The sequence below is a fragment of the Actinomadura violacea genome (assembly GCF_017573465.1).
In the GTDB taxonomy this organism is placed as follows: Bacteria; Actinomycetota; Actinomycetes; order Streptosporangiales; family Streptosporangiaceae; genus Spirillospora; species Spirillospora violacea.
This window is the reverse complement of sequence record NZ_JAGEPF010000014.1, coordinates 76,016-99,713: the sequence shown is the minus strand read 5'-3', so window position 1 is coordinate 99,713 and position 23,698 is coordinate 76,016. Positions and strand designations below refer to the sequence as shown.

The 23,698-nt window shown below is 72.8% G+C and carries 24 protein-coding genes; 6 read left to right on the top strand and 18 right to left on the bottom strand.

All coding sequences use genetic code 11. The annotated features are described in order from the left end of the window. Nucleotide 1: 1 nt before the first annotated feature. The 3 genes from J4709_RS22990 to J4709_RS22980 form a co-directional block, all read right to left on the bottom strand. Nucleotides 2–745 (bottom strand): redox-sensing transcriptional repressor Rex, encoded by a 744-nt coding sequence (locus J4709_RS22990; protein WP_151545943.1) that lies wholly within the window; start codon nt 743–745, stop codon nt 2–4. A gap of 322 nt (nt 746–1,067) precedes the next feature. After that, the gene (locus J4709_RS22985) at nt 1,068–1,334 is read right to left on the bottom strand and encodes a glutaredoxin family protein (RefSeq protein WP_208243846.1); all 267 of its coding nucleotides are present in this window, start codon (nt 1,332–1,334) and stop codon (nt 1,068–1,070) included. Nucleotides 1,335–1,336: 2 nt separating this feature from the next. Further along, nucleotides 1,337–2,707, bottom strand: coding sequence for a putative quinol monooxygenase (locus J4709_RS22980; protein WP_208243845.1), 1,371 nt, complete (start codon nt 2,705–2,707; stop codon nt 1,337–1,339). Between the two features lie 188 nt (nt 2,708–2,895). On the opposite strand from J4709_RS22980, the gene J4709_RS22975 reads away from it, so the two are divergent. The 3 genes from J4709_RS22975 (at nt 2,896) to J4709_RS22965 (ending at nt 4,721) form a co-directional block, all read left to right on the top strand. Next, nucleotides 2,896–3,522 carry a sigma-70 family RNA polymerase sigma factor gene (locus J4709_RS22975; protein WP_208243844.1) on the top strand — a complete coding sequence of 209 codons (627 nt, stop codon included), beginning with the start codon at nt 2,896–2,898 and terminating at the stop codon, nt 3,520–3,522. An 88-nt stretch (nt 3,523–3,610) separates the two neighbouring features. Further along, entirely contained in the window at nt 3,611–3,835 is a 225-nt protein-coding gene (locus J4709_RS22970; protein ID WP_208243843.1) for a hypothetical protein, read from the top strand. Nucleotides 3,836–3,845: 10 nt separating this feature from the next. Further along, nucleotides 3,846–4,721, top strand: coding sequence for an HAD family hydrolase (locus tag J4709_RS22965; RefSeq protein WP_208243842.1), 876 nt, complete (start codon nt 3,846–3,848; stop codon nt 4,719–4,721). A gap of 52 nt (nt 4,722–4,773) precedes the next feature. Here J4709_RS22965 and J4709_RS22960 read toward each other — a convergent pair whose 3' ends face one another. Continuing rightward, the gene (locus tag J4709_RS22960) at nt 4,774–5,394 is read right to left on the bottom strand and encodes a dihydrofolate reductase family protein (RefSeq protein ID WP_208243841.1); all 621 of its coding nucleotides are present in this window, start codon (nt 5,392–5,394) and stop codon (nt 4,774–4,776) included. Between the two features lie 87 nt (nt 5,395–5,481). Between J4709_RS22960 and J4709_RS22955 the strand changes: the two genes are divergently transcribed. Next, nucleotides 5,482–6,051, top strand: coding sequence for a TetR/AcrR family transcriptional regulator (locus tag J4709_RS22955; RefSeq protein ID WP_208243840.1), 570 nt, complete (start codon nt 5,482–5,484; stop codon nt 6,049–6,051). Nucleotides 6,052–6,123: 72 nt separating this feature from the next. After that, nucleotides 6,124–9,360 (top strand): ATP-binding protein, encoded by a 3,237-nt coding sequence (locus tag J4709_RS22950; RefSeq protein ID WP_307801449.1) that lies wholly within the window; start codon nt 6,124–6,126, stop codon nt 9,358–9,360. Here the strand turns inward: J4709_RS22950 and J4709_RS22945 are convergent. Genes J4709_RS22945 through J4709_RS22935 form a run of 3 tightly spaced genes read right to left on the bottom strand, consistent with a single transcriptional unit; the run spans nt 9,338 to nt 11,790 of the window. Then, nucleotides 9,338–10,114 (bottom strand): ABC transporter permease, encoded by a 777-nt coding sequence (locus J4709_RS22945; protein WP_208243839.1) that lies wholly within the window; start codon nt 10,112–10,114, stop codon nt 9,338–9,340. The genes J4709_RS22950 and J4709_RS22945 overlap by 23 nt on opposite strands. Continuing rightward, the gene (locus tag J4709_RS22940) at nt 10,111–11,079 is read right to left on the bottom strand and encodes an ATP-binding cassette domain-containing protein (RefSeq protein ID WP_208243838.1); all 969 of its coding nucleotides are present in this window, start codon (nt 11,077–11,079) and stop codon (nt 10,111–10,113) included. Before J4709_RS22940 ends, J4709_RS22945 begins: the two co-directional genes overlap by 4 nt. Before the next feature lie 48 nt (nt 11,080–11,127). Then, nucleotides 11,128–11,790, bottom strand: coding sequence for an NUDIX hydrolase (locus J4709_RS22935; RefSeq protein ID WP_208243837.1), 663 nt, complete (start codon nt 11,788–11,790; stop codon nt 11,128–11,130). A 171-nt stretch (nt 11,791–11,961) separates the two neighbouring features. Here J4709_RS22935 and J4709_RS22930 point away from each other — a divergent pair, with 171 nt between their 5' ends. Next, on the top strand, nt 11,962–13,212 hold the full coding sequence (locus J4709_RS22930) for an HNH endonuclease signature motif containing protein (RefSeq protein WP_208243836.1): 1,251 nt from the start codon (nt 11,962–11,964) through the stop codon (nt 13,210–13,212). A 547-nt stretch (nt 13,213–13,759) separates the two neighbouring features. On the opposite strand, the gene J4709_RS22925 is transcribed toward J4709_RS22930, so the two are convergent. The 11 genes from J4709_RS22925 to J4709_RS22875 all read right to left on the bottom strand — a co-directional run bounded on the left by J4709_RS22925 (nt 13,760) and on the right by J4709_RS22875 (nt 23,679). Next, the gene (locus J4709_RS22925) at nt 13,760–15,079 is read right to left on the bottom strand and encodes an MFS transporter (RefSeq protein ID WP_208243835.1); all 1,320 of its coding nucleotides are present in this window, start codon (nt 15,077–15,079) and stop codon (nt 13,760–13,762) included. Then, nucleotides 15,076–15,615 (bottom strand): ArsR/SmtB family transcription factor, encoded by a 540-nt coding sequence (locus tag J4709_RS22920; protein WP_208243834.1) that lies wholly within the window; start codon nt 15,613–15,615, stop codon nt 15,076–15,078. Before J4709_RS22920 ends, J4709_RS22925 begins: the two co-directional genes overlap by 4 nt. Nucleotides 15,616–15,708: 93 nt before the next feature. Then, a complete protein-coding gene (locus J4709_RS22915; RefSeq protein ID WP_208243833.1) occupies nt 15,709–16,470 on the bottom strand; it encodes a dienelactone hydrolase family protein in 762 nt (253 codons plus the stop codon). Between the two features lie 75 nt (nt 16,471–16,545). Continuing rightward, on the bottom strand, nt 16,546–17,010 hold the full coding sequence (locus J4709_RS22910) for a peptidase inhibitor family I36 protein (protein WP_208243832.1): 465 nt from the start codon (nt 17,008–17,010) through the stop codon (nt 16,546–16,548). A gap of 93 nt (nt 17,011–17,103) precedes the next feature. Beyond that, the gene (locus J4709_RS22905; RefSeq protein ID WP_208243831.1) at nt 17,104–18,279 is read right to left on the bottom strand and encodes a low temperature requirement protein A; all 1,176 of its coding nucleotides are present in this window, start codon (nt 18,277–18,279) and stop codon (nt 17,104–17,106) included. A 32-nt stretch (nt 18,280–18,311) separates the two neighbouring features. Next, complete coding sequence (locus tag J4709_RS22900; protein WP_208243830.1) at nt 18,312–19,283, bottom strand: lysophospholipid acyltransferase family protein; 972 nt, start codon at nt 19,281–19,283, stop codon at nt 18,312–18,314. A gap of 99 nt (nt 19,284–19,382) precedes the next feature. Further along, the gene (locus tag J4709_RS22895) at nt 19,383–20,399 is read right to left on the bottom strand and encodes an NAD-dependent epimerase/dehydratase family protein (protein WP_307801448.1); all 1,017 of its coding nucleotides are present in this window, start codon (nt 20,397–20,399) and stop codon (nt 19,383–19,385) included. A 38-nt stretch (nt 20,400–20,437) separates the two neighbouring features. Continuing rightward, nucleotides 20,438–20,536: a 30S ribosomal protein bS22 gene (locus J4709_RS22890; protein WP_018654693.1), complete on the bottom strand. Its 99-nt coding sequence runs from the start codon at nt 20,534–20,536 to the stop codon at nt 20,438–20,440. A 444-nt stretch (nt 20,537–20,980) separates the two neighbouring features. After that, entirely contained in the window at nt 20,981–21,184 is a 204-nt protein-coding gene (locus tag J4709_RS22885) for a helix-turn-helix domain-containing protein (RefSeq protein ID WP_067466901.1), read from the bottom strand. 340 nt (nt 21,185–21,524) lie between these two features. Continuing rightward, nucleotides 21,525–22,451 (bottom strand): phosphatase, encoded by a 927-nt coding sequence (locus tag J4709_RS22880; RefSeq protein WP_208243828.1) that lies wholly within the window; start codon nt 22,449–22,451, stop codon nt 21,525–21,527. 13 nt (nt 22,452–22,464) lie between these two features. Next, a complete protein-coding gene (locus J4709_RS22875) occupies nt 22,465–23,679 on the bottom strand; it encodes an acetoin utilization protein AcuC (RefSeq protein ID WP_208243827.1) in 1,215 nt (404 codons plus the stop codon). Nucleotides 23,680–23,698 lie beyond the last annotated feature (19 nt).

The following is a 23,698-nucleotide window of genomic DNA, read 5'->3' as shown; positions in this document are numbered from 1 at the left end:
CTCATGCTTCAACCGCCTCTACGTACTGCGTGGCGCCTGGAGGGGCGTCGCCGCTCGCCAGGGGGGCGTAGTCGTCCGGCCCCCCGGCCTTGCGCTGCTCGTGGAACGCGAGGATCTGCAGCTCGATGGACAGGTCGACCTTCCGCACGTCCACGCCGTCGGGCACCGACAGCACGACGGGCGCGAAGTTCAGCACGCTCGTCACGCCCGCGGCCACGACGCGGTCGCAGACGCCCTGGGCGGCGGCCGCCGGGGTCGCGATCACGGCGATGGACACGCCGTGATCGGCGATCACGTCCTCGAGCCGGTCGGTGTGCTCCACGGTCATGCCGGAGATCTCCTGGCCGACGATCGCCTCGTCGGCGTCGAGCAGGCCGGCCACCCGGAATCCGCGGGACGCGAATCCGCCATAACCGGCCAATGCACGGCCCAGGTTACCGACCCCGATGATGGCGACCACCCAATCCTGGGTGAGACCGAGCTCACGTGAGATCTGGTAGACGAGGTACTCGACCTCGTACCCGACGCCGCGGGTGCCGTAGGAGCCCAGGTGCGACAGGTCCTTGCGGAGCTTCGCCGAGTTGACCCCGGCCGCCGCCGCCAGTTCCTCGGACGAGACGGTCGCCACACCGCGCTCCTGCAGCCCGGTGAGGGCCCGCAGGTAGACGGGCAGGCGCGCGACGGTGGCTTCGGGGATGCCGCGGTCCGCGCGGTCGCGGTGGTTGCGGTTCTGTCGAGATGTCACGGCCTGCTCTTCGGGGCTCGACGCTGGGGGCGGGGCCCGAGAACCCCTCACCCCGGCTCGTGGCCGGACCGCACGGCCGCGGCCGGACCGCCCCAGGGCTATCCATCAGGTTAAGCCTTTGTGAATACGCGCACAAAGTGCCCCCCGGTCAGGGGGTGCGGCGCCCGGGGCGCGCACCGCCGCGCAAAGCCCGCCCAGCAGCGGGTTTCGTGACCGCACCCGCCCGCGGGCCGCCCGGCGCGCCGCGCCGCGGTGTGACCGATGAGACATCGCCCGGCGGGCGTTCCAGCCGGATCCGGCGCCCCCGGGGCGGGACGCGGGGTCAGCTCGCGGCGCGCGCCTTCGCGATCGCGGCCCGCAGCCGGGCCTCGTCGACGCACCAGAAGTCGTGCTGGACCCCGTTGATCAGAGTGACCGGGATCTGCTCCCAGTACTCCTTGGTGTCCGCCTCGGACCGCGTGATGTCCCGCTCGTCCCACGGCACGTCCAGGTCGGCCGCGACGCGCTCGATGACCGCGCGGGCGTCCTCGCACAGGTGGCAGCCCGGCTTGCCGAGCAGCGTGATGCGGACCTCGCCGGTGGACGGCACGGTCACCTCCCCTGCCGGTCCGGCGCGGGCAGCGGCAGCTTGGCCGCGCCGAGCCGCAGCTCGATCACGTTCGTGGCCAGCACGTGCGTCCGCGACTCGCCCAGGAACCGCTGCAGGTGCGGCTGCCGGCGGTGCGCCGCGAACGCGCCCTCGTCCCGGAACAGCTGGTAGAAGATCCGCTGCGTGGGACCGCCCACCACCTCGTGGCAGGCGAAGACCAGCGTGTCCGGCTCGGCGGACCGGACGGCCCGGACCAGCTCGGCGGCCAGCGCGTCGAAGGCGCTCTCCCGGCCGTCCAGCAGCGTGTAGACGGTGATCTGCCCGCAGCCGTCGGGCAGGCCGCCGCCGGCCGGGCCGAGCGCGCCGAGCGGGCCCGCGAGGGCGCCGCCGGGCGGCGACGGGTCGGGGACGGACGGGCCGTCCACGCTCGTCGGACCTGCCGGGTCGGCCCCGAAGGCGGACGGGTCGAACGCCGCGGGCGCGGGCTCCAGCGCGGGCGGGTCGGGGAAGCGCAGCTCCTCGGCGGGCGCCGGCTCCGGGAAGCGCAGTTCGCCGCGCCGCGGGTCGGCGGGCGGCGTCGGCGCCGGGACGGGCTCGGCCGGCGCGGCGTGCGCGGGGGCGTGCGCCCGGTCGGGGTACGCCTGCTCCTCGTAGCCGGTGGCGGGCTCGTCGGCGTACTCCTCGCCGTACTCGTCGTAGCCCTCGTCGTCCTCGTACACCGGGATGGTGCGCATCGCGCCGTACCAGACGAGGCCGGCGGCGGCGCCGAGCGCGATGATCGCGAGCGGCGCGGGCAGGAACCCGCGGGTGCCGCTGACCACGAGCACCCCGGCGAGCGCGACGAGCGCGACCGGGATGAGCAGCTCGCCGGCCTCGCGGTCGCGCTTGCTCGCCAGCCACGCGGTGACGCCCGTGCAGCCGACCAGCGCGATCACCGCGACGAGGTGCGCGCCGTCGATCAGCAGCAGCGGCAGCGCGTCGTAGGTGGCGCTCGGCTTGGGCAGGCTCTTGTGCAGCGAGCCCTTGAGCGGGTCGACCAGCAGGATGACGATCGCGACGACCGTGTAGGAGATCGTGAACAGCCAGGCGCCGAACCGGACCTGGACGTACCGGGCGATCAGCTCGATCATGCCGAGCGCCAGCCACACCGGTCCGATCAGCGCTGCGCCGAGTTCCATGACGCGGAAGAACAGGCCGTTGAAGCCGGCCATGAAGCCGATGGCCATGCACAGCAGCGCGAGCGTCAGTCCGACCTGGGTGAACGACCAGGCGATCAGGTAGAGCAGCCGGTCCTTGTAGGCGCGCTGGACGAGCAACCCGGTGGCCGCGAGGGCTCCGAAGGTCGCAACGAGCGCGATGAGGGCATCGACCATGGCGACCCCATGGTGCCCGATGCCGGGCGATGAGGGGTAACCGCCGCCCTCTCCGGGTGCCCGCGCGGTGCCCGTCCCGCGCACGGATCCGCGGCCGGGCAGGGGGCCGGACCCATTGCCCGCCGCACGGATCGGTATCTAGAGTGGCAGATCGCGTCGGAGGTCGCGTACGCCCCGAGGAGATCTGCATGAGCAGCTTGGCCCTCGAAGCCCGGCTCGTCCCGCTTCCTCGGCGTTCCCGCGAGTCCGCGCCCGGCTCCGACCGCGCCGAGTTCCTCAAGGCGCTGGTGATGCGGGCCCGCGAGGGCGACGCGGACGCGTTCGGCTCCCTCTACGACCACTATGTCGAACTGGTCTACCGGTACGTCTACTACCGCGTCGGCGTCCATTCCCTCACCGAGGACCTCACCAGCGAGACGTTCCTGCGCGCGCTCCGGCGCATCCGCGACTTCCGGTGGCAGGGCAAGGACTTCGGCGCGTGGCTGGTGACCATCGCCCGCAACCTCGTCGCGGACCACTTCAAGTCCGGCCGGTACCGGCTGGAGGTGTGCACGGCCGAGCCGGTCGAGCCGGAGCGTCCGCAGGAGGGGCCGGAGCGGGCCGTCCTGGACGCGATGACGCACCGGACGCTGCTCGCCGCCGTCCGCCGGCTCGGCTCGGAGCAGCAGGAGTGCGTGGTGCTGCGGTTCATGCACGGGCTGTCGGTCGCCGAGACGGCGCTGATCATGGACAAGAAGTCGGGCGCGATCAAGGCGCTGCAGTACCGCGCCGTCCGGTCGCTCGCCCGGATGCTCCCGGACGACCTGCGCCATTAGCCCCCGAACGCCCGTCCAACGCTATTGGACGTTCTGTCAGTTAAGGCCGGGCCGTAACCCGCCGCGCCGTCCGGTCGTTCTTGCGGGCGTGAGGAGCAGGCAGAGCAGGACCACGGCGGGCCGACGGCTGGACGGGCTGCGCCCCGAGCGGGCGGGGGTCGCCGAGCCGGGCCCCGACCCGCGCTTCCGCGCGCTGCTGCGCGAGCGCCTGGTGACCGCCGCCGGGCGCGACGGTGAACGGGCGGGTGCGCGCGCCAGTGACACCGATCGCAATGAGGCGCGGGACGACGGCCGGAACGCGCGGGTTGATTAGGCTCGGGCGTATGCGGCGATTCTGGCAGCGGGGCAAGGACGCGGACCACGTGAGCGCCGGGGAGGCCGCCGCGGCTGCGGCGGCCGAGCCGAGCCCGCTCCCCGAGCCGGACCCCGCCGCGGCGGCGTTCTTCGACGTCGACAACACGATGATGCGCGGCGCGTCCATCTACTACTTCGCGCGCGGCCTCGCCGCCCGCAAGCTGTTCACCATGCGCGACCTGGCCATGTTCGCCTGGGGCCAGGCCGCGTTCCGGCTGCGCGGCACCGAGAACTCCGAGCACATCGGCAGCGCCAAGGAGGCCGCGCTGACGTTCGTCGCCGGGCAGCGCGTCGCCGGGATCGTCCGGCTCTCGGAGGAGATCTACGACGAGGTGATGGCCGACCGCATCTGGCACGGCACCCGCACCCTCGCGCTCCAGCACCTGGACGCGGGCCAGCAGGTGTGGCTGGTCACCGCCACGCCCGTCGAGGTCGCGCGGACGATCGCGCACCGGCTGGGGCTGACCGGCGCGCTCGGCACCGTCGCCGAGACCCGCGACGGCGTCTACACGGGGCGGCTCGTCGGGAACCTGCTGCACGGGCCGGCGAAGGCGGAGGCCGTCCGGGCGCTGGCCGCGCGGGAGGGGCTCGACCTGGGCCGCTGCTCGGCCTACAGCGACTCGATCAACGACCTGCCGATGCTGACGGCCGTCGGGCATCCGCACGCGGTGAACCCGGACGCGGCCCTGCGCGAGCACGCCAAGGAGCACGGCTGGCCGATCCACGACTTCCGGACCGGCCGGAAGGTGACCATGGTCGCGCTGCCGGCCGCCGCAGGCGCGGGCGCGCTGGCGGGCGGCGTCGCCGCCGGGATCGCCCTGCGCCGCCACTACCGGACGAACTGAGACCGGCCGGGGCTCCGTTCGCCCCGGCGCCCTGCGCGGTCCCACGTCCCGCTCACTCGGCGGTGCGGTCGTAGGTGAGGAAGATGGCGCCGCCGCCGAGGACGGTGTGGTCGGCCATCTCCCAGACCCGCGGGTCGAACGCGGCCTTGGTGGAGAACAGCGGGATCCCGGTGCCGATGGTCAGCGGGCCGACCTTGAGGATGAGCCGGTCGATCTCGCCGTACAGGGCGCCGGCGAGCTCGGCACCGCCGACCAGCCAGATGTCTTTGCCGTCCGCGCGCTTGAGCTCCCGCACCTTCGCGACGGGATCGGTGGAGACGATCTCGACGGCGCTGCCGGGGCTTTCCGCGAGGGTCCGCGAGAAGACCAGGTGCCGCAGGTGGGGGAAGGCGTCGGCGATACCGGCCTTCAGCCCGATCTCGTAGCTGCGGCGGCCCTCCACGACGGTGTCGAAGCGGGTGCCCTGGGCGGTGATCGACAGTGCCTCGCGGGCCTGTACGGGCAGGGTCTCGGGGTAGTGGGAGGCGAGGTGCTCGATGTAGTCGGCGGGGATGGGCCAGAAGCCGCCGGGGCCGCTGGGGTCGGCGCCGTCCGGGCCCGCGATGAAGCCGTCGAGGGTGGTGGCGACGTAGTACACGAGCTTGCGCATGAAGTGCCCTTCTGACAACTGCATTCGTTGTACTGTGGTTGCAGTGGTTTGAACGCTCCGAACGTTAGTACTTCACTTGCAGTGGTGTCAATCGTCTCCCGTGGAGAACCCATGCGACAGAACCCGGCCCGGCGCACCGCGCTCCTCGACGCCGCCATCGACGTCCTGGCCGCCGAGGGCTCGCGCGGCCTGACGCTGCGCGCGATCGACAAGCAGGCGGGCGTGCCCACCGGCACCGCCTCCAACTACTTCGCCAACCGGGACGAGTTGCTCGCCCAGGTGATGCGCCGCACCCGCGAACGCCTCACCCCCGACCCCGAGGCGCTCGCCGCGACCATGAAGCAGGCGCCGTCGCACGAACTGGCCGCCGAGCTGATGCGCCAGCTGCTGGCCCGCATGCGCGGCGACCGCGCCGGCAACCTCGCCATGCTGGAACTGCGCCTGGAGGCGACCCGCCGCGCGGGCCTGAACGCCGAGCTCAGCGGCTTCCTCACCGAGGAGAACCGGGAGATCGTCGACTACCACGTGAACGCCGGACTGCCCGGCGACCGCACCGGCGTCGCCCTGCTCTACTTCGCCATGCTCGGCCTGGTCGTGGACGACCTGACCGTCCCGGCCATCCTGGAGCCGTACTCGCCCGACGACCTCATCGAGCAGATGGTGAACCGCCTCCTGCGCTGACCGCGCGGTCGGGCATGGCATCCAAACTCGCGACCTATCGCGAGTTGTGGCGACACGCTCTAATCTGTCCCTGTGGAATCCGTCCGCATCGGCGCAACAGGTGCCGGCTCTACAGGCGCGGGATCCGCGCGCGCGAAGGTCGAGCTGGTGCTGCTGGCCCGCGTCGCCTGCCGCGGACGCGACGTCACCGGCCCCCGGCTGCGCGCCCTCCTCGCGCTGCTCGCGGCCGAACCGCGCACCGGCCTCGGCGTGAACCGGCTCGTCGAGGGCCTCTGGCCGGACGGCCGGCCGGCGAACCCGGCGAAGGCGCTGCAGGTCGTGGTGTCGCGCGCCCGGTCGCAGCTCGGCCCGGACGTCATCGTCTCCACCCCGTCCGGCTACCGGCTCGGGCTCGCCGAGTCCGCGGTGGACGCGTCCGCCGTGCTGGCCTCCGCGTCCGAGAGCGCCCGCCGCGCCCGCGAAGGCGACCACGCCGCCGCGCTCGCCCACGCCGAGGACGGGCTCGCGCTCTGGGACGGCCCGCCCGACGCGTCCGGCGACGACCCGCTGTCGCTGCTGCGCGCCGACCGCGCCCGGACGTACCGGGACCTCGTCCGCGGCCGTGCGCTGGCGCTGTCGCGGCTCGGCCGGCACGCGGAGGCCGCCGGCCCGCTCACCGCCCTGGCCGGCGAGCATCCCCACGACGAGGAGATCCTCGGCGAACTGCTGCGCAGCGAGGCCGCGACCGCCGGGCCGCCCGCCGCGCTCGCCCGGTTCGAGTCCTACCGCAGGTCCCTGCGCGACGAGCTCGGCAGCGACCCCGGCCCGGCGCTGCGCGCCGTCCACCGCGAGCTGCTGCGCGACACCGCCGACTCGGCGCCCGCCGTCCGGCGCGGCGTCCTGCACGATCCGAACCCGCTGCTCGGCCGCGCCGCCGACGTCGCGAACGTCCTCGGCCTGCTGCGCACCTCCCGCGTCACCTCGATCGTCGGCACCGGCGGCCTCGGCAAGACCCGCCTCGCGCACGCCGTCGCGCGCGCCGCCGAGCAGCGGACCGTGCACGTCGTCCCGCTCGCCGGCGTCGCACCGGACGGCGACGTGGCGGGCGAGGTCGCGTCCGTCCTCGCGGCCGGCGACACCCCGCGCACGCCCGCCCGCATGCCCGGCTCCAGCGCGGTCGCCGAGATCGCCGACGCCCTCGGCCCCGGCCCGGCGCTGCTCGTCCTGGACAACTGCGAGCACGTCGTGCGCGCCGCCGCCGACCTGGTCGGCGCCCTCGTCGCGACCACCCGCGACCTGCGCGTCCTCACCACCGGCCGGGCGCCGCTCGGGCTGTCGTCGGAGTCGGTGTACCAGCTGCCCGAGCTGGACGAGGCGACCGCCGCCGAGCTGTTCGCGCAGCGCGCCCGCGCCGCCCGCCCCAACGCCGAACTGCCCGCCGCGCAGGTGCGCGAGCTGTGCCGCCACCTCGACGGCCTGCCCCTCGCGGTGGAGCTGGCCGCCGCCCGCGTACGGATCATGTCCGTGGCCGAGATCGCCCGCCGGCTCGACGACCGGTTCGCGCTGCTGCGCGGCGGCGCCCGCGACGCGCCCGCCCGGCACCGCACCCTGCACGCCGTCGTCGACTGGAGCTGGGCCCTGCTCACCCCCGGCGCGCGGGCCGCGATGCGGGCGCTGTCGGTCCTCCCCGGCGGGTTCACCGCCGGCGCCGCCCGCCACCTCGTCGGCGACGGCGTCCTGGAGATCCTCGAGGACCTCGCCGACCAGTCCCTGCTCGTCGTGACCGACACCGCCGCCGGGACCCGGTTCCGGATGCTGGAGAGCGTCCGCGAGTTCGGCGCCGCCCGCCGCGAGGAGGCCGGCGAGACGGCGCGGGCCGTCGACGGCCTGCTCGCCTGGGCGCTCGAGTTCGGCCGGGCCCACCACGCGCGGCTGTTCGAGACCGACGCGCTCGACGTCATCGACCTCGTCCGCGCCGAGCAGGACAACCTCCTGCAGGCGCTGCGGCACGGGCTCGCCCGCCGCGACGGGCCGTCCGTCGCGGCCGTGACCGCCGTCGTCGCAGCCCTGTGGACGATCGAGTCGTCCTTCAGCCGGATGGCGGTGCTCGCCGCGGAGACCGCGGGCGTGCTGACCATGTTCCGCCCGGGGCCCGCCGACGTCGCCGCCGCCCGGACGGCCCTCGGGCTGTCCGCCATGATCTCGCTGGTGCTGTCCGGCCCGCAGGTGACGCGCGCGCTGGTCGCGCTGCGCCGCCTCCCGCCGGCCGAGCCGTCCACGCTGGCGGGCGCCATGGCGGTCGTCGTCGCGGCCGCGCCCGAGATCCTCGGCCGGGACCCGTCCGTCCTGGACCGGTTGCGCGCGAGCCCCGAACCGCTCCTCGCCGCCACCGCCGACGTCGTCGCCGGATACATCCTCGAACGGGCCGGCGACCTGGAGGGCGCGCTCGCCGCCACCAGCGTGCTGCTGCAGGCGGCCGACGCCCCGGTCACGCCGTGGCTGCGGCTGACCGCCCATGCCCGGCTCAGCGAACTGCTCATGCAGCTCGACGAGAGCCAGGCCGCCCTCGACCACCTGCTGGCCGCACGGCGGCTGATGGAGCGCTACCACTGGCGGGACATGTTCGGGCTGCACTGGGCGATCGCGGCCGCCCACCTCCACACCGGCGACTACGACGAGGCGGAGCGCTGGCTCGACCGGTCCCAGGCGACCGGCCGCGAGGAGTCCTACGGCACCGCCGCGTTCGACCTCGGCGCCCGCGCGGAGCTCGCGCTCGGCCGCGGCGACACCGCAACGGGACTGCGGCTCTGGCGGGACGCCCTCGGCCTGCTGGAACGCGACGCGGACCCCGGCGTCGACCCCGGGCTCGACCCGTGGCGGCTGGAACCGCGCATCGCCGCGGTCGTCGCGCACGCCCGGCACGGCCGGCTCGACGCCGTCGAGGACCTCGTCGCCGGATTCCCCACCACCCTGTCCATGCTCGTCGCCGAACCACCGCTACCGGTGCCCGCGTTCTTCATGGACCTGCCCTTCGCGGGCGGCATCCTGCTGGCCCTCGCCACGGCCGACCTCGCACGCGACGGCTCCCGCATGAGCCCCGCCGACCGGACCCGCACCGCCCGCATGATCGCCCTCGCCGAGCGGCTCCACCACATCCGGGCGTTCCAGCCGACCATGGCACCGGACGCCGCCCGCCGCGCCGCCCAGGACGCCGACGGGCCGGCGTACGCCGACGCGGTGTCGGAGTACGCCGGCCTCGACCGGGACGGCCTGCGGGCCGCCGCCCGCGCCGCCCTGAGCGCCAGGGTCAGCGCGACGGACCGCGGTTGAACAGCCACTTCGACCACACGTAGCCGACCACGGCGACCCCCACGCACCACGCCACGGACACCGCCGCGTCATGCCCCGCGGGCTGGCCCATCAGCATCTTCCGCAGCGCCTCGATCATCGGCGTGAACGGCTGGTACTCCGCGAACCACCGCACCCCCGCCGGCATCGAGTCCGGCGGGACGATCGCGCTGCCGAGGAACGGCAGGAACTGGATCAGCAGCGGCGAGTTGCTCGCCCCCTCCGGCCCCTTCGCCAGCAGCCCCAGCGCCACCGCGAACCAGGTCAGCGCGAACGTCAGCAGCACCATCAGCCCCGCCGCACCGAGCCAGCCGCCGAGCCCCGCGTCCGGCCGGTAGCCCATCGCGACCGCCGCCAGCACCGCCAGCACCAGGCTGACCAGCGTCTGCATCATGCTCCCGACCACATGCCCGGTGAGCAGCGACGACCGCGCGATCGGCATCGTCCGGAACCGCGCGATGACGCCCTCCGTCATGTCCACCGCGACCGCCACGGACGGCGACATGCACCCCGACGCCACCGCCATCAGGATGATCCCCGGCGTCACGTAGTCGACGTAGTCGCCGCCGCCGACGCCCTTGCCGAGCGCCTTGCCGAACACGCCGACGAACAGCAGCAGGAACAGGATCGGCGTGATGATCGAACTGACCGACAGCGCCGGATAGCGCAGCGCGTGCCGCAGGTTCCGGCGCAGCATCGTCGCCGAGTCCGCCGCCGCCTGGGAGATCGCCGTCATCGCACGGCCGCCTTCCGCTCGTCGTGGTCCCGCGCCCCGCCGGTCAGGGCGAGGAAGACGTCGTCCAGGTCCGGGGTGTGGACGGAGAACTCCGTCACCTCGATCGCCTCGTCCTCCAGACGTCCGAGCAGCGCCCGCAGCGACCGGACGCCCCCGTCGCTCGGCACCTGCAGCGTCAGCGCCTCGTCGTCGCGCGCCGACGCCGGCAGCACCCGCGCCGCCGCGTCCAGCCCGTCCGGGCCCGCCATCCGCAGCACCACGTGCCCGCCCGGCACCATCCGCTTGAGCTGCTCCGACGTGCCGTCCGCGACCAGCCGGCCGCCGTCCAGCACCCCGATCCGGTCGGCCAGCCGGTCCGCCTCGTCCAGGTACTGGGTCGTCAGGAAGATCGTCACGCCGGCGGCCACCAGCCCCCGCACCAGATCCCACATCGCCCGCCGGCTGCGCGGGTCCAGCCCCGTCGTCGGCTCGTCCAGAAAGATGATCTGCGGCTCGCCGACCAGCGTCATCGCGATGTCGAGCTTGCGGCGCATCCCGCCGGAGTACGTCGAGGCGAGCTTCCCGCCCGCCTCCACCAGGTCGAACCGCTCCAGCAGCGCATCGGCGCGCCGCCGCCCCTCCCGCCGGCCGAGCCGGTACAGGTCGGCCATCAGGATCAGGTTCTCGCGCCCCGTCAGCAGCCCGTCCACCGCCGAGTACTGCCCCGTCACCCCGATCGCGCGCCGCACCCCCTCGGGGTCGCGCGCCACGTCGCGCCCCGCGACCCGCGCCCGCCCGCCGTCCGCGCCGATCAGCGTGGACAGGATCTGCACCGTCGTGGTCTTGCCCGACCCGTTCGGCCCCAGCAGCGAGAACACCGTCCCCCGGGGCACCTCGAAGTCCAGGCCGTCGAGCACGACCTTGTCTCCGAACGTCTTGCGCAGCCCGGCCACCTCGATGGCCGTCTGCACCGGTTCCGTCGTCATGCCCCAGACTCTGCGCGCCCCCGCCTTCAACCCGCTTTCACCGCGGTTTCACCGGCCCAGCACCTCGGCCAGCATCCCCAACGTCGCCCAGTCGACGAGCCGCGCCGCCCGGATCTCCCCGTACGTCGCGACCTCCACCCACGTCCTCTCAGAGTCGCGCCCGGCCCCGCGCGGACGGTCCCCCTGCTTCCGCAGCCAGGTCAGCTCCCCATCGCTGATCTCGGCAGAGAAAAGATGAGCACGATGCGCGGACACCGTCGCGGCGACCTGACGACTCCCATGCACCCGGAACCGCGCCGCATCGATCCGCAACCCGACCTCCTCCGCCACCTCATCAACCGCCTGCAGGTGCATCGCGCCGACAGCCTGATCCGGTGACGACCCACCGGGCAGCTCATGCACGAACCCATCAGGCGTCGAAGCCGAACTCCGGAACTCCCGAACGAGCACGACCGCCGTCTCGTCCAGCGACACACCAGGTCGATAGAGGGCCACCACAGAAACGTCCGGACGAGAGATGACGATCTCGTTGTCCTTAGCCCTGTCCTCCGCGGCGACATACATCCGGACATGCAGCGCCCAGAAGAAGACAGCGCTCTGTTCCTCAGCGAGTCGAGACGCCCAAACAAGGCGAGCACCCAGCAGGACATTGCCCGCCGCCCGCTGCGCGGCATACCAGCACTGGAAACTCGACGTCCGCCAGACCTCCACCGGAACGTCCCGCTCACCACGAGTAGCCCGCACTCTCTGCTCCGAGCATAGGCCAATGAGACAACACCGCACGAATGGCAGGTATACCCAGCCATACCTATCTCCAAAGCAACAAAAAAGAACCCACTCCCTCCGACCAAACCCAGCCCCCCCATTCGATATACTCTACGTATGCATTCGGTCACGGTCGATCTCGGCAAGGCGTCCACCATGGAATTGGTGAACGCCGCCGCAATGATCGCCACCGAACTCGCCGCCCGCGAGGCCCCGGAATCCGCGGCCGCATGCCTGGAACTCACCGAAACCCTCGCGTCGGCATCCGACATGCAGGAAAGCGCACTGGCCGGATTCATCGGCCGCGTCGACGCCATAGGAGAACAGCAGCGCTGGGGATACCCCTCCGCCCGCGCATGGCTGCGCTCAAAACTGGGCATGCGAGAGAACCGCGCCAAAGAACGCCTCACCCTCGCGCGCCAGCGAAACCGCCTCCCCGAGGTCGCGGCCCAGCTCGCCTCGGGCGACCTGTCCTACGGATACGCCGCCACCATCTCCGAAGCCGTGGCCCGCCTGGACGAGCACGATTGCGCGGAGGCCGAGAAGAGCCTCCTGGGCTTCGTCGACCAGGGCTTCTCGCCCGGAAAGGTCGCCGCGTTCGGCCGCCGCATCCGCGACGTCATCGCCGAACGCAATGGCACCGAAGACGCACCCGACCAGGACACCAAGCACGGCTACGACAAGTCGTGGATCACCACCACCCGCTCCCTCGACGGCGGCCGCTACATCAAGGGCTGGCTGAACCCCGAAGACGCTGCGATCTGGGACGGCACCCTCGCCCCGCTCGCCAAGCCGGCCGGACCCGACGATCACCGCGACGTCCCCGAACGCACCGCCGCCGCACTCTCCAGCGTCCTGTCCGGCGGACACAAGGCCACCAAGGTCACCGTCATCTGCGACCTGGACACCCTCACCGGAGGCAACGCCCCCGCCCGCCTCACCGACGGCACCCCCATCCCGGCCACCCAAGCCCGCCGCATCGCGCTGACTGCCGGAGTCTCACCCCTCCTCCTCGGACGCGGCAACACCCCGCTCTACCTAGGCCACAAGCAGCGATTCGCCACTGCAGCCCAACGCCAGGTCCTCGAAACGCTCTACTCGACCTGCGCAGTGCGCGAATGCGAGATACCCGGCACCCTGTGCGAAGTGGATCACGTCCACGGATGGGCGCTCGGCAAGAGCCCCACCGACATCGACGAACTCACCCTCACGTGCGGCTGGCACAACCGCTTCAAACACACCAACCCAAGCCAAATTCAAATCACCAAAGACGAGACTGGGCGCTACGTCTACCGACTACTCCCGCCACCGAACAGCGGCCCACTAAACAACACCGACCCACCCGACCACCTAACCTGGGCCGCCTGACCACCCACCCCGTATACACACACGCCCGCGCCACCACGCGGGCGTTTACTCATGCCCGGACGCCGCGCCCCGCCGGAAGGAGCCGACGATGCCGCCCACATGTATCAACCAGAGTTAGACGCAGACGAGACCCGCCAGGGACTATCGCCTAAGAACGAGTCGTCTCCACCGCAGCAGACGAGCCGACGACCACATCGACCAACATGCCGACCGTCCCCACCGACCTCAACAAGTCGCATGGCCTAGCACGGGCGGAACCATCCAAGACTTCCCAGCCGGCGACTCATCTCCCCCATATCCTTGACGTGGGCGGACGGTGGGGGCGGCGCGACCAGGCGGGGCAGGCGGAGCCTGCCCCTAACGCTGCCTCAGGGGCCGCAGAGGCTCCAAAGTCAAGGGTGGACGAAGTCCATCGCGTAGCGACGCCGAAGGCGCCCTTGACTTTGGAGGGGCGGCCCCGTACGCCAGCGCCGCCCCCACTGCCTCTGCGCCCACGCGCCCATGCACCAATGCACCAATGCACCAACCCCCAATTCCCGTGGGCGGTTCAGCCCGCCGACACTTCGCTGGCTTGCTGCGGTTCGGGTGCACTCTCCAAAAGGGGGTTCTCGGGTTCCGGCTGGCCTGGCTCGCTGTTCGAGGCGGCACGACGTAGCGCCGTCTCCACTCGGCGGTTGGTGGTCATGGTGGCCGTGACTGCGGTCATCGCCAGGAGGAGACCTGCGGCGGCGTAGAGCGGGGTGCGCAGGTCGTAGGTGGTGGCAAGCCACCCGCCGAGGAAGGCGCCGAGCGGGGCGGCGCACATGGCGAGCATCCGGGAAGTGGAAGCGACCCGGCCCATCAGGTGCGCCGGGACGATCGCCTGCCGCAGTGAAGGACCGAGCACCATCGTGGCGCCCATCCCCGCCCCGCAAACGGCGAGCGCGAGCCCGGCCACATACGGGTTCGGAGCGGCGGCGAGCCCCAGGATGGCCAGGCCCTCGACCGTGGCCGTGCAGGTCAGCGCGGTTCCGGTACCGAGCAGCCGGCCGAGCACAGAGGCGATGCCCGCGCCGAGCAGCCCACCGGCGGCCTCCGCCGTGAGGAGCAGCCCGAACCCGAAGGTTCCGATCCCGAGGCGCTCGCGGGCGAAGAGAGCCAGAACGGTTTCCACGGCAAGGAACGCGACGTTCCCGACCGCGGGCCGGAGCGCGAGCCCGAGCAGCAGCCGGTCACCGAAGACGTAAGACGCCCCGGCCCGTGCTTGGCGGAGCAGTGACTCGCGAGCGCCTGCGGTAGGCCGCGGCATGGCAGGCAGCGACCGCACGAGCAGTGCGGAGAGCGCGAATGACACCGCGTCGGCGAGCAGCGGAACCGCCCGCCCGAGCGCCAGCAGCGCGCTGCCCGCGGGCGGTCCGGCAAAGCCTGACGCGGCGGTCTGGGCGCCGCGCAGGCGGGAGTTGGCACGTTCAAGGAGTGCGGGGTCGCGGCCGAGCAGATCCGGCAGGTAGGCCGTGGCGGCGGTATCGAAGAAGAGCCCGCCGAGGGCGAGCAGGAAGGCGACGGCCGACAGCAGCGGGACGCTCAGCACGTCGAGCGCGGCCGCAGCCGCAAGGCCCCCGAGCAGCACCGCACGCGCCGTGTCGGTGACCCACATCGTGCGGCGGCGGTCCCAGCGGTCCACCAGCGCACCGCCAAGCACTCCGAAAAGCACCCAGGGCAACGTCCCGGAGGCGGTGACAACGGCCAGCGCCATCGGATCCCGCGTCGTGGTCAACGCGATCAGCGGCAGCGCGGCATGCGTCACCCCGTCGCCGAGGGAGGACACCGTCTGCGCGGTCCACAGCCGCCCGAACCCGGTCGGCGACTTCACCACGGCATCGGTCATTCGGCGTCCCCCTCGACCTGCCGGCGCTGAGCCGGCCGGAACAGTGCGAACACCAGCGACGCGTCGGGCATCGACGGGTCGGACAGCGCCCGGTACTCGTCCGCCAACGCGTCCAGCCGCGCCCCGAGCTCCGCGATCTGCTCATCGGTGAGCCGCAGATGCGCCATCCGGACGTGCCGCTCGCCATCGGCGGGCGACTCCTCCAGGTCCGCCACCGCATTGCGCAGCAGCACGTCCGGCTGCCCCGGCCCCGGGTCCGGCAGCTCGATCGACCGCGCGGCCATCGCGTAGTACCGCTCGGTGACCCCTCTCACCTTCCGCGTCCGCACCACCTTGACCAGGCCGGCCCGCTCCAGCAGCCGCACGTGGTAGCTGGAGCTCCCCTTCGCCAGGCCCACTCGCTGGGCGATCTGCGTGATCGTCGCCGGCTCGAAGCGGAGCACGGCCATGATCCGGTGACGCGTGAGGTTGGAGACGGCGCGCAGCTGCTCGTCGGTGGTGACGTGAAACGTCTCGGGAACATCATCGGTGGACACGGCCCTAATGGTCAACGATCCTTGACCATTGCGCAAGAGGGTTCCGCCCGCCGGTCCCCCGCGCCCTCACCGACCTCCCGGACGACGCTCCCGTCAGGTGAGTTCGGCGGCGAAGAGATCGGTGACGCGGGTCCAGGAGTCTTCGGCCGCGGACGGGTCGTGCGCCTCCCGGCCCGGGAAGAAGAAGGCGTGCTGCGCGCCCGGGTAGACGACCTCCTCGTGGCGGACGCCGGCCGAGTCGAGCGCCGCGCCGATCCGGTCACGCTGGGCCGCGTCGATGACGTGGTCGCGTTCGGCGAAGAACATCAGCGTGCGGACGTCGCGGGACGCGATGGCGGGGGCGTGGTCGAGCAGCGGGTCGGGGCGGCTGAGGGCGGTGCCGGCGACGGGCACCCAGCCGGGGTAGTAGATCGCGGCGGCGGCGAGGTCGAGCCGGGTGGCGGCGAAGAAGGCGAGGTGGCCGCCGAGGCTGAAGCCGAGGACGCCGGTCTTGCCGGTCGCGCCGGCGTGGTCGCGGCCGAGGTCGATGCAGGCGCGCAGGTCGGCTTCGACGTCGTCGCGGGTGAGGCCGCCGACGAGCTCGAAGGCGCGGGTGCGGTTGGCGTCGCTCTCGGCGAAGCCGTCGGCGGTCTCGGGGCCGGAGCGGTAGTAGATGTTCGGCGCGATGGCGACGTAGCCGAGTTCGGCGACCCGCCGGGCGATGTCGCGGACCTGGTCCGTCAGCCCCCACAGCTCGGAGCAGACGAGGACCGCCGGATGGGCGCCCGGGCCGGCCGGGCGGGCCAGGTACACGTTCATCGGCGCCGAGTCCCCGACGTCGACCTTTACTTCGTCCGTGGTGATAGCGGCAACCATGGGAGCCCCCGTCGTCGGGTCGCGCGCCGGCGGCGCGAACCCGGTGATCTTACTCGGCGGGCGGTGGACCGGACGTCACAAGTACGCGCGCAGCGGGGCCTCGAAGTCGGGCTTGGCCGAGTGCGCGGGCAGGGTCGCGACCCGGCTGCTGCCCGAGCAGGCGGGGGCGTCGTAGAGGCTGAGGAAGTAGGGGGTGTTGTTGACGCCGGACCGGACGGTCTGCGGCAGCGACGAGCACTGCGAGGGGAACCGGTCGAAGCGGAGGACGGTCACGGCGCCGGTGAAACCGGGGTTCTCGTAGAGGCAGGCCGCGTCCTGCGGGCAGTCGGGCGGGTCACCGGCGGTGGAACCGAGCGCGGCGGTGGAACCAAGCGCGGCCGTGGAGGCGTGCGCGGCCGTGGAGGCGTGCGCGGCCGTGGAGGCGTGCGCGGCAGTGGAGGTGCGCGCGCTGGTGGAGGCGAGCGCGGCGGTTCCCGAAGGCACGAGGGTCCCCGCCGCGAGCGTCAGCGCGGTGGCCGCGAGCCGGATCCGACGAAGCATGTGGGTCCCCTTACCTGGTCGGCGCCCCCGACGGGCCCGACGGGCCCGTCCCGTCAAGATCATAACCATGAGTGATCAAGAAGGAGCACAAGGTCACGGCGTGGCGGGAACGCGGGCCTTGCGGACGAGGGTGGCGGCGAGGAGCAGCACCAGCACGACCGCGATCGCCGTGAGCGAGGCGGCGACGCCGATGGTGGACGCCCCGAGCACGGTCAGCAGGGTGAGGACGACCGCGACGGCGATGAACGGCGGCGGGACGGTGACGCGGCCGAGCGGGGCGTGCAGCGCCCACAGCATGGCGAGGATGATCGCGACGGGCACGGCGGTGGCGGCGACGACGGCCGTCGCGTCCGCCTCGATGCCGTGCTCGCCCTCGCCGGCGGACGCGACGGCGACCTCGAGCCCGGCGCCGAGGGCGGCGAGGGCCGCGAACATGACGTAGTGGCCGTATCCCCAGACGAACGAGCGGTCGCGGCGTTCGGCGAGGCCCTCGCCGGCGGGTTCGGAGAAGTAGATCCACCAGATCGCGAACAGGACGGCCAGGCCGGCGAGGGCGATGACGACGAGGTCGGCGCTGAGGCCGTGGGCGACGGCGCCCTGGACGGCGTTGGTCGCGGCGAGGACGCTCTCGCCCAGCAGGATGATCGTGAACAGCCCGTACCGTTCGGCGATGTGGTGCGGGTGCCAGGTGGTCATGCCGGGCCGTTCGGCGAACAGCGGGACGGACAGGTCCGCGAGCGCGCAGACGACGAACGCCCACACCGGTCCGTTGCCGGGCAGCGCGAGCCGGGACAGCCACAGCACCTGGACGAGGGAGACGCCGACCGCGTAGCGGGTGGCGGTGGCGCGCCCATCCGGGTGGGCGATGGCGGCGCGCGTCCACAGGCTCACGAGCCCGACGCGCATGACGAGGTAGCCGATGGTGACGGCGGTGAAGTCGCCGCCGAACGCCGACGGGACGCCCGCGGCGAGGACGAGGACGCCGGCCATCTGCACGAACGTCATGACGCGGTACGGGACGTCGTCGGTGTCGTAGGCGGAGGCGAACCAGGTGAAGTTCATCCACGCCCACCAGATCGCGAAGAACACGGCGAGGAACGGCCCGGCGGCGTCCGCGGCGTGCCCCTCCTCGGTGGCGGTGGCGAGCCGTCCGGCGATCTGCGACACGGCGGCGACGAACGTCAGGTCGAACAGCAGCTCCAGCGGGCTGGAGACGCGGTGGGGTTCGGCCAGGTCGCGGGCGACCATCCGGGTGCGCAGCGATGCCATGCGATCACCCTAGGGCGCGACCGCGGGGACCGTCAGAAGAAGGCGGGGCCGCGGCGCAGCAGCGTGTCGTACAGCATCTGCTGGACGTTCTCGCGGACGTGGTCGGTGAGGTTGAAGACGGTCATCGGGTCGTCGGCGTCCTCGGCGGCGTACTCCTCCAGCGTCATCGGCGCGCCGAACTGGATCATCCACTTGGACGGCAGCGGGACGAGCCCGGCGGGGCCGAGCAGCGGGAACGTGGGGGTGACCGGGAAGTAGGGCAGGCCGAGCAGCCGGGCGAGCGGCCGCAGGTCGCCGATCTTGGGGTAGATCTCCTCGGCGCCGACGATGGCGGCGGGGACGATCGGGACGCCGGCGCGCAGCGCGGTGCCGACGAAGCCGCCGCGGCCGAAGCGCTGCAGCTTGTAGCGGTCGGCGAACGGTTTGCCGACGCCCTTGAAGCCCTCCGGGAACACCCCGACGAGCTCGCCCTTGCCGAGCAGCCGGGCGGCGTCGGCCTGGCAGGCGAGGGTGTGGCCGGCCTTGCGGGCCAGGTGCGCGAGGACGGGCACCTGGTAGACGAGGTCGGCGCCGAGGAGCCGGACGCAGCGGCGGGCGTTGTCGTGCAGCGCGACCGACAGCATGAGCGCGTCGAGCGGGACGGTGCCGGAGTGGTTGGCGACGATCAGCGCGCCGCCCTCCGCCGGGACGTTCTCCACGCCCGCGACCTCGACGCGGAACCAGCGCTCGTAGAGTGCGCGGGCGGCGGGGAGCAGGACGTTCTCGTTGAAGTCGGGGTCGTAGCCGAACTCGTCGACCTCGTACTCGCCGGCGATGCGGCGGCGCAGGAAGGCCAGGCCGGACGCGATGCCGCGTTCGAGCGGCCCCGGACCGGAGCCGGACCCGGAGCCCGGGCCGGAGCCGGGTTCTGTGGCGGCGGGCCCCGCCGCCTCGCCGCCGTCCTGGCGGGCCGAGGCGAGCCGGATGACCTGCGCGCCCTCGTCGTCCTCGTGGCGGGCGTGCATCGTCCTGCCTCCTTCCCCGCGCGGCGGCGGCCGCACGGTGTCCTGCCTCGTCCGCGCCGTCCGGCACGCGCCCGCGCGCGGCGCGGACGGCAGGGCCGGTCAGCCGCGCAGCAGCGACGCCAGCCGGGCGGCCGGGCCGCGGCGGCCGAGGCCCTGCGCGGTGACGAAGTCGGCGAACGCCGCCTCCGACCCGTACTTGGGACGCCACGCCAGCTCGTCCTCCAGGGCCGCCGTGTCGATGACCCTGCCGTAGGTGAGCCAGCGCAGCAGTTCGGGCGAGAACCCCGACATGCCCGCGAACCGCCGTCCCATGTCGCCGAACAGCGAGATCGACGGAGCCGGGACGGGCACATAGGGCCGCCCCGCGCGGCGCAGCGCCTGCGAGAGCAGGAGCACGCCGTCGCCGGCCACGTTGTAGCAGCCGGGGTGGTCCTCGACGGTCATCCGCCGCAGCACCTCGACGCCGTCGTCCTCGTGGACGAACTGGAGCCGCGGGTCGAAGCCCAGCACGGTCGGGACGACCGGCATGCGCAGGTACCGGGTGAGCGGCGAGTCGACGCCGGGGCCGACGAAGTTCGCGAACCGCAGCACCGACACCGTCAGGTCGGAGCGGCGCCGGGCCAGCCCGCGGACGTACCCCTCGACCTCGACGGCGTCCTTGGCGTAGCCGGACGTCGGCGCCTCGACGGGCTCGTCCCGTTCGGTGAACACGGCCGGGTCCATCGGCGAGGAGCCGTAGACGGCGGCCGAGGACCGCACGACGAGCTTGCGCGCGTCGGGCGAGCGCTGGCATGCGCCGAGCAGCTGCATCGTCCCGATGACGTTGAGCTCTTTCACCTTCGCCCGCGGCACCGACGCCGAGGTGACCAGGTTGAGGTGCACCACGGTGTCGACCCGCGCGGATGAGATGATCTTGGCGATGCCGGGCGTGCGGATGTCGACCCGCACGAACTCGGTGCGGCCGAGCGGCATCGTGGGCGGCACGGTGTCCACCCCGATGACCCGCTCGATCCCCGGGTCGGCCTGCAGGGTGTTCGCGACCCGCGCCCCCAGGAAACGGGAGACGCCCGTGACGAGGACGACACGAGCCGCGGCTGCGGCGGGCTTGGCAGGCACTGTGCGCCCCACCCCTTACGGCTGAGCGACCGGCGTGCTCACTTCTTGTTGCGGCGCTGGATGCGCGTCTTCTTCAGCAGCTTGCGGTGCTTCTTCTTGGCCATCCGCTTGCGGCGCTTCTTGATGACAGAGCCCACGAGACCTCGCTCGGCATATCGGGTGATGTGCAGGTGACGAACGTGCCGCAAGCGAGCATCACTCGAAACGCGCGCACGGTCCGCTGCCCAAGGGTACCGCTGCGCAGGCGGAGATCTGGCCGCGGCATGGCGCGCGGAGACCGGCACCGCGCCGCGTGCGCCGTCCCGCGGCGCCGCCCGCGATGCCGGGCACCGTTCCGCGCGGGCGGGCGGCGGTGCTGGATCCGCCCGTCCGGCGGTGTCCGGACCGGCTCCCGGACCGGGCCCGGCGGGGCGTCGCACATGCCCCGCCGGTCCGGTCCCCGGTTGCGGCGGCCTGCCGGCCGCCGGCCGGTCCTCGTCCTGTTTCCCCAGCTCCGGGACGGTCCTCGCGGGTCGTCCCGGCGCCCCCTGCACGGCCGGGTGGCAGGTTCGGCGGAGGCCCTGCGGCCCCGCCCTCACCCGTTATCCGGCTTCGATGTACGCGTCGCGCAGGTAGTCGTGAACGGCCTGTTCGGGGACCCGGAACGAGCGGCCCACCCGGATGGCGGGAAGCTCGCCCGAGTGGACGAGGCGGTAGACGGTCATCTTGGACACCCGCATCACCGAGGCCACTTCGGCCACGGTCAGGAACCTGACCTCGCTGAGAGGTCGCTCGCCTGAGCTCATCGGACGCCCTCTTCCACACGTGCCGCGCACCGGCCCTTCGGGTGACTTTGATCACGCACGTGTACTTCCTCCAGCGTAAATCGCGTATCGGCAGTCGCAAGAGGGGAGTTCCGCACATTTCCGTATCCGGCCGTGACCGGGCGGCCATGGCACCGCTTCCGCACGGAGCGCGAACATGACGGCACGGGGTGTGGCAATCCGAGCGGTTGTCAATCGAAAACAAGGGATGACCTGCGACTCAGAGGTTCGCGATGGGGATGCGCGAACCCACGAACACCGTTACGGCAGCCGCGTCACGCCCGGTGACAGGCTCGACGGCCACCCCGGAAGGTAAGCAAGGTCAATCCTTCGGGGACAGCCCCGCGCGGGCGAGGAGATACGCCGTCAAGGGCGCGTAATGGTGCGGCGATATGCCGTCGTCCAGCGGGACCACGACGTCGATCTTGCCTTCCGCGGCGCCGGCGAACAGCGCGGGGTCGTTACAGTCCGCGAATCCGACGGTGTCGATCCCGGCCTGGCCGGCGGCGCCCGCCCAACCGTGATCGGCAATGGCCAGATCCGGCCAAGAAGCGCGTTCTCCGTCCATGGTCTCGCCGTTTCCGCTAATGGCGGACGCACCGGCGGTACCACCGCCGCCATCGCCGCCTGTGGAACCGCCCGCGGAACCGGACGCTCCGGAGGCGAGTTCGCGGAGCATCGCCTCCATCGGATGCGGATCGTGCGTGTGGTGGGTGCGGAAGTCCTCGCCCTCCAGCATCGCCACGCCCGGCTCGGCGTAGACGAGCCGGCGCAGATCCGAGCCGCCGTAGCCGACGTCGATCTCGTACGTCCAGCCCGCCGCCGGGGTCAGGACCCGGCAGCCGGCGCCCTCCAGCGCCCGCGCGACGGCCTGGTACAGCGGGGTCAGCGTGGCCGGATGCCCGGTCGCGACCACCACGCTCTCCTTGCGCCGCGCCGCGAGGCCGATGCGGTCGCCCATCGCCTCCAGCGTGTCGAGGGTGATGTCGGGGTCGATCGTGTCGTCCCCGTACACATGCCTCGGGTCCGCGCTCACGCCGCAGCGCTCGACCATCATCTCCAGCACGGACCGCTCGGTCCACGTCGGCTTGAGCTCCAGCCCGAACTGGTAATACGGGTTCCCGGCCGCCATCCGCCGGTAGTGCAGCAGGTTGTTCTGCCGCGGCGTCGCCACGTCGCCCGCGATCATCGTGCGGACGAGGTGCGCGCGCAGTTCGTCCCGCGTGGGGGGCTTGCCGGAATCCGCCATCACTCGTCCGTCGCTACTCGTCGGTCATCGGGTCGAGGCCGTGCTCGGGGAAGACCTCCCGCCGGGTCGCCAGGATCGCCTGGTCGACCGGGTTGGCCGGGTCGTACCCGTTCCCCCACCGGTGCACGTCCACCGTGTCCGTCCCGTCCGTCATCCGGCGCGGGGCGATCTCGCCGGTGCGCTGCCGGACGAACTCGCGCCAGCTCTCCGGAGTCTCGGTGGCCGGCGGGACCGGGTCACCGGACGCCTCCGCCAGCAGGTGCGTCCAGGCCCGCGGGACGACCTGGACCAGCTCGTATCCGCCGCCGCCGGTCAGGATCCAGCGCCCGCCGGCGGTCTCGTGCGCGAGCCGGTGCAGCGCCGCGTACGCCGTCCGCTGCCCGTCCACGCTGAGGATCAGATGCGCGAGCGGGTCGAGCGCGTGCGAGTCGGCGCCCTGCTGGGTGACGAGCACCTGCGGGCGGAACCGGCGCAGCAGCTGCGGGACGACCGCGTCGAACGCGCGCAGCCAGGACGCGTCGTTGGTGCCGGGCGGCAGCGACACGTTGACCGCCGTGCCGTCGGCGCCGGTCTCGGTGGGGAACCCGGTGCCGGGGAACAGCGTGCGCGGCGTCTCGTGCAGGCTGATCGTCAGGACGCGCGGGTCGTCGTAGAAGGCGGCCTGGACGCCGTCGCCGTGGTGCACGTCGATGTCGACGTAGGCGACGCGCTCGGCGCCGTTCTCCAGCAGCCACGCGATCGCGACGGCCGGGTCGTTGTAGACGCAGAAGCCGCTCGCGGCGCCGGCCAGCGCGTGGTGCAGGCCGCCGGAGATGTTCGCGGCGTGCTCGGCGCGGCCCGTCCACACCGCCTCCGCGGCGGCCACCGAAGCGCCCGTGACCAGCGCGGACGCGTCGTGCATGCCGAGGAAGACAGGGTTGTCGTCGGTGCCGAGGCCGTGCCGCGGCTCGGGCAGCCCGGTCGCGCCCGCGTGCTTGACGGCCGCGATGTAGGACTCCTCATGGACGAGCCGGAGCAGCTCGTCGCCGGCCGGCTCGAACTTGGACACCCGCACGTTGGGACGCTCCAGCACCCCGAGCTCGCGCGCCAGCGCCATCGTCAGCTCGACGCGGACCGGGTTCATGGGGTGGCCGGGCCCGAAGTCGTAGGAGACGAGCCGGTCGTCCCAGAAGATCTCCAGCCCGCAGTCCCGCGGCGGGGCGGGCGGGGACGGCGGCGCGACGCTCATGACCTCACGGTATCGCGGC

What these genes read in the sequence shown, in the direction of transcription:
- J4709_RS22915 (WP_208243833.1), bottom strand. Translation starts at nt 16,470, where the DNA reads ATGGTTGCCGCTATCACCACGGACGAAGTAAAGGTCGACGTCGGGGAC.
- J4709_RS22875 (WP_208243827.1), bottom strand. Translation starts at nt 23,679, where the DNA reads ATGAGCGTCGCGCCGCCGTCCCCGCCCGCCCCGCCGCGGGACTGCGGG.
- J4709_RS22955 (WP_208243840.1), top strand. Translation starts at nt 5,482, where the DNA reads ATGCGACAGAACCCGGCCCGGCGCACCGCGCTCCTCGACGCCGCCATC.
- J4709_RS22885 (WP_067466901.1), bottom strand. Translation starts at nt 21,184, where the DNA reads ATGAGCTCAGGCGAGCGACCTCTCAGCGAGGTCAGGTTCCTGACCGTG.
- J4709_RS22975 (WP_208243844.1), top strand. Translation starts at nt 2,896, where the DNA reads ATGAGCAGCTTGGCCCTCGAAGCCCGGCTCGTCCCGCTTCCTCGGCGT.
- J4709_RS22945 (WP_208243839.1), bottom strand. Translation starts at nt 10,114, where the DNA reads ATGACGGCGATCTCCCAGGCGGCGGCGGACTCGGCGACGATGCTGCGC.
- J4709_RS22960 (WP_208243841.1), bottom strand. Translation starts at nt 5,394, where the DNA reads ATGCAGTTGTCAGAAGGGCACTTCATGCGCAAGCTCGTGTACTACGTC.
- J4709_RS22900 (WP_208243830.1), bottom strand. Translation starts at nt 19,283, where the DNA reads ATGCACGCCCGCCACGAGGACGACGAGGGCGCGCAGGTCATCCGGCTC.
- J4709_RS22905 (WP_208243831.1), bottom strand. Translation starts at nt 18,279, where the DNA reads ATGGCATCGCTGCGCACCCGGATGGTCGCCCGCGACCTGGCCGAACCC.
- J4709_RS22880 (WP_208243828.1), bottom strand. Translation starts at nt 22,451, where the DNA reads ATGGCGGATTCCGGCAAGCCCCCCACGCGGGACGAACTGCGCGCGCAC.
- J4709_RS22925 (WP_208243835.1), bottom strand. Translation starts at nt 15,079, where the DNA reads ATGACCGATGCCGTGGTGAAGTCGCCGACCGGGTTCGGGCGGCTGTGG.
- J4709_RS22930 (WP_208243836.1), top strand. Translation starts at nt 11,962, where the DNA reads ATGCATTCGGTCACGGTCGATCTCGGCAAGGCGTCCACCATGGAATTG.
- J4709_RS22980 (WP_208243845.1), bottom strand. Translation starts at nt 2,707, where the DNA reads ATGGTCGATGCCCTCATCGCGCTCGTTGCGACCTTCGGAGCCCTCGCG.
- J4709_RS22940 (WP_208243838.1), bottom strand. Translation starts at nt 11,079, where the DNA reads ATGACGACGGAACCGGTGCAGACGGCCATCGAGGTGGCCGGGCTGCGC.
- J4709_RS22965 (WP_208243842.1), top strand. Translation starts at nt 3,846, where the DNA reads ATGCGGCGATTCTGGCAGCGGGGCAAGGACGCGGACCACGTGAGCGCC.
- J4709_RS22910 (WP_208243832.1), bottom strand. Translation starts at nt 17,010, where the DNA reads ATGCTTCGTCGGATCCGGCTCGCGGCCACCGCGCTGACGCTCGCGGCG.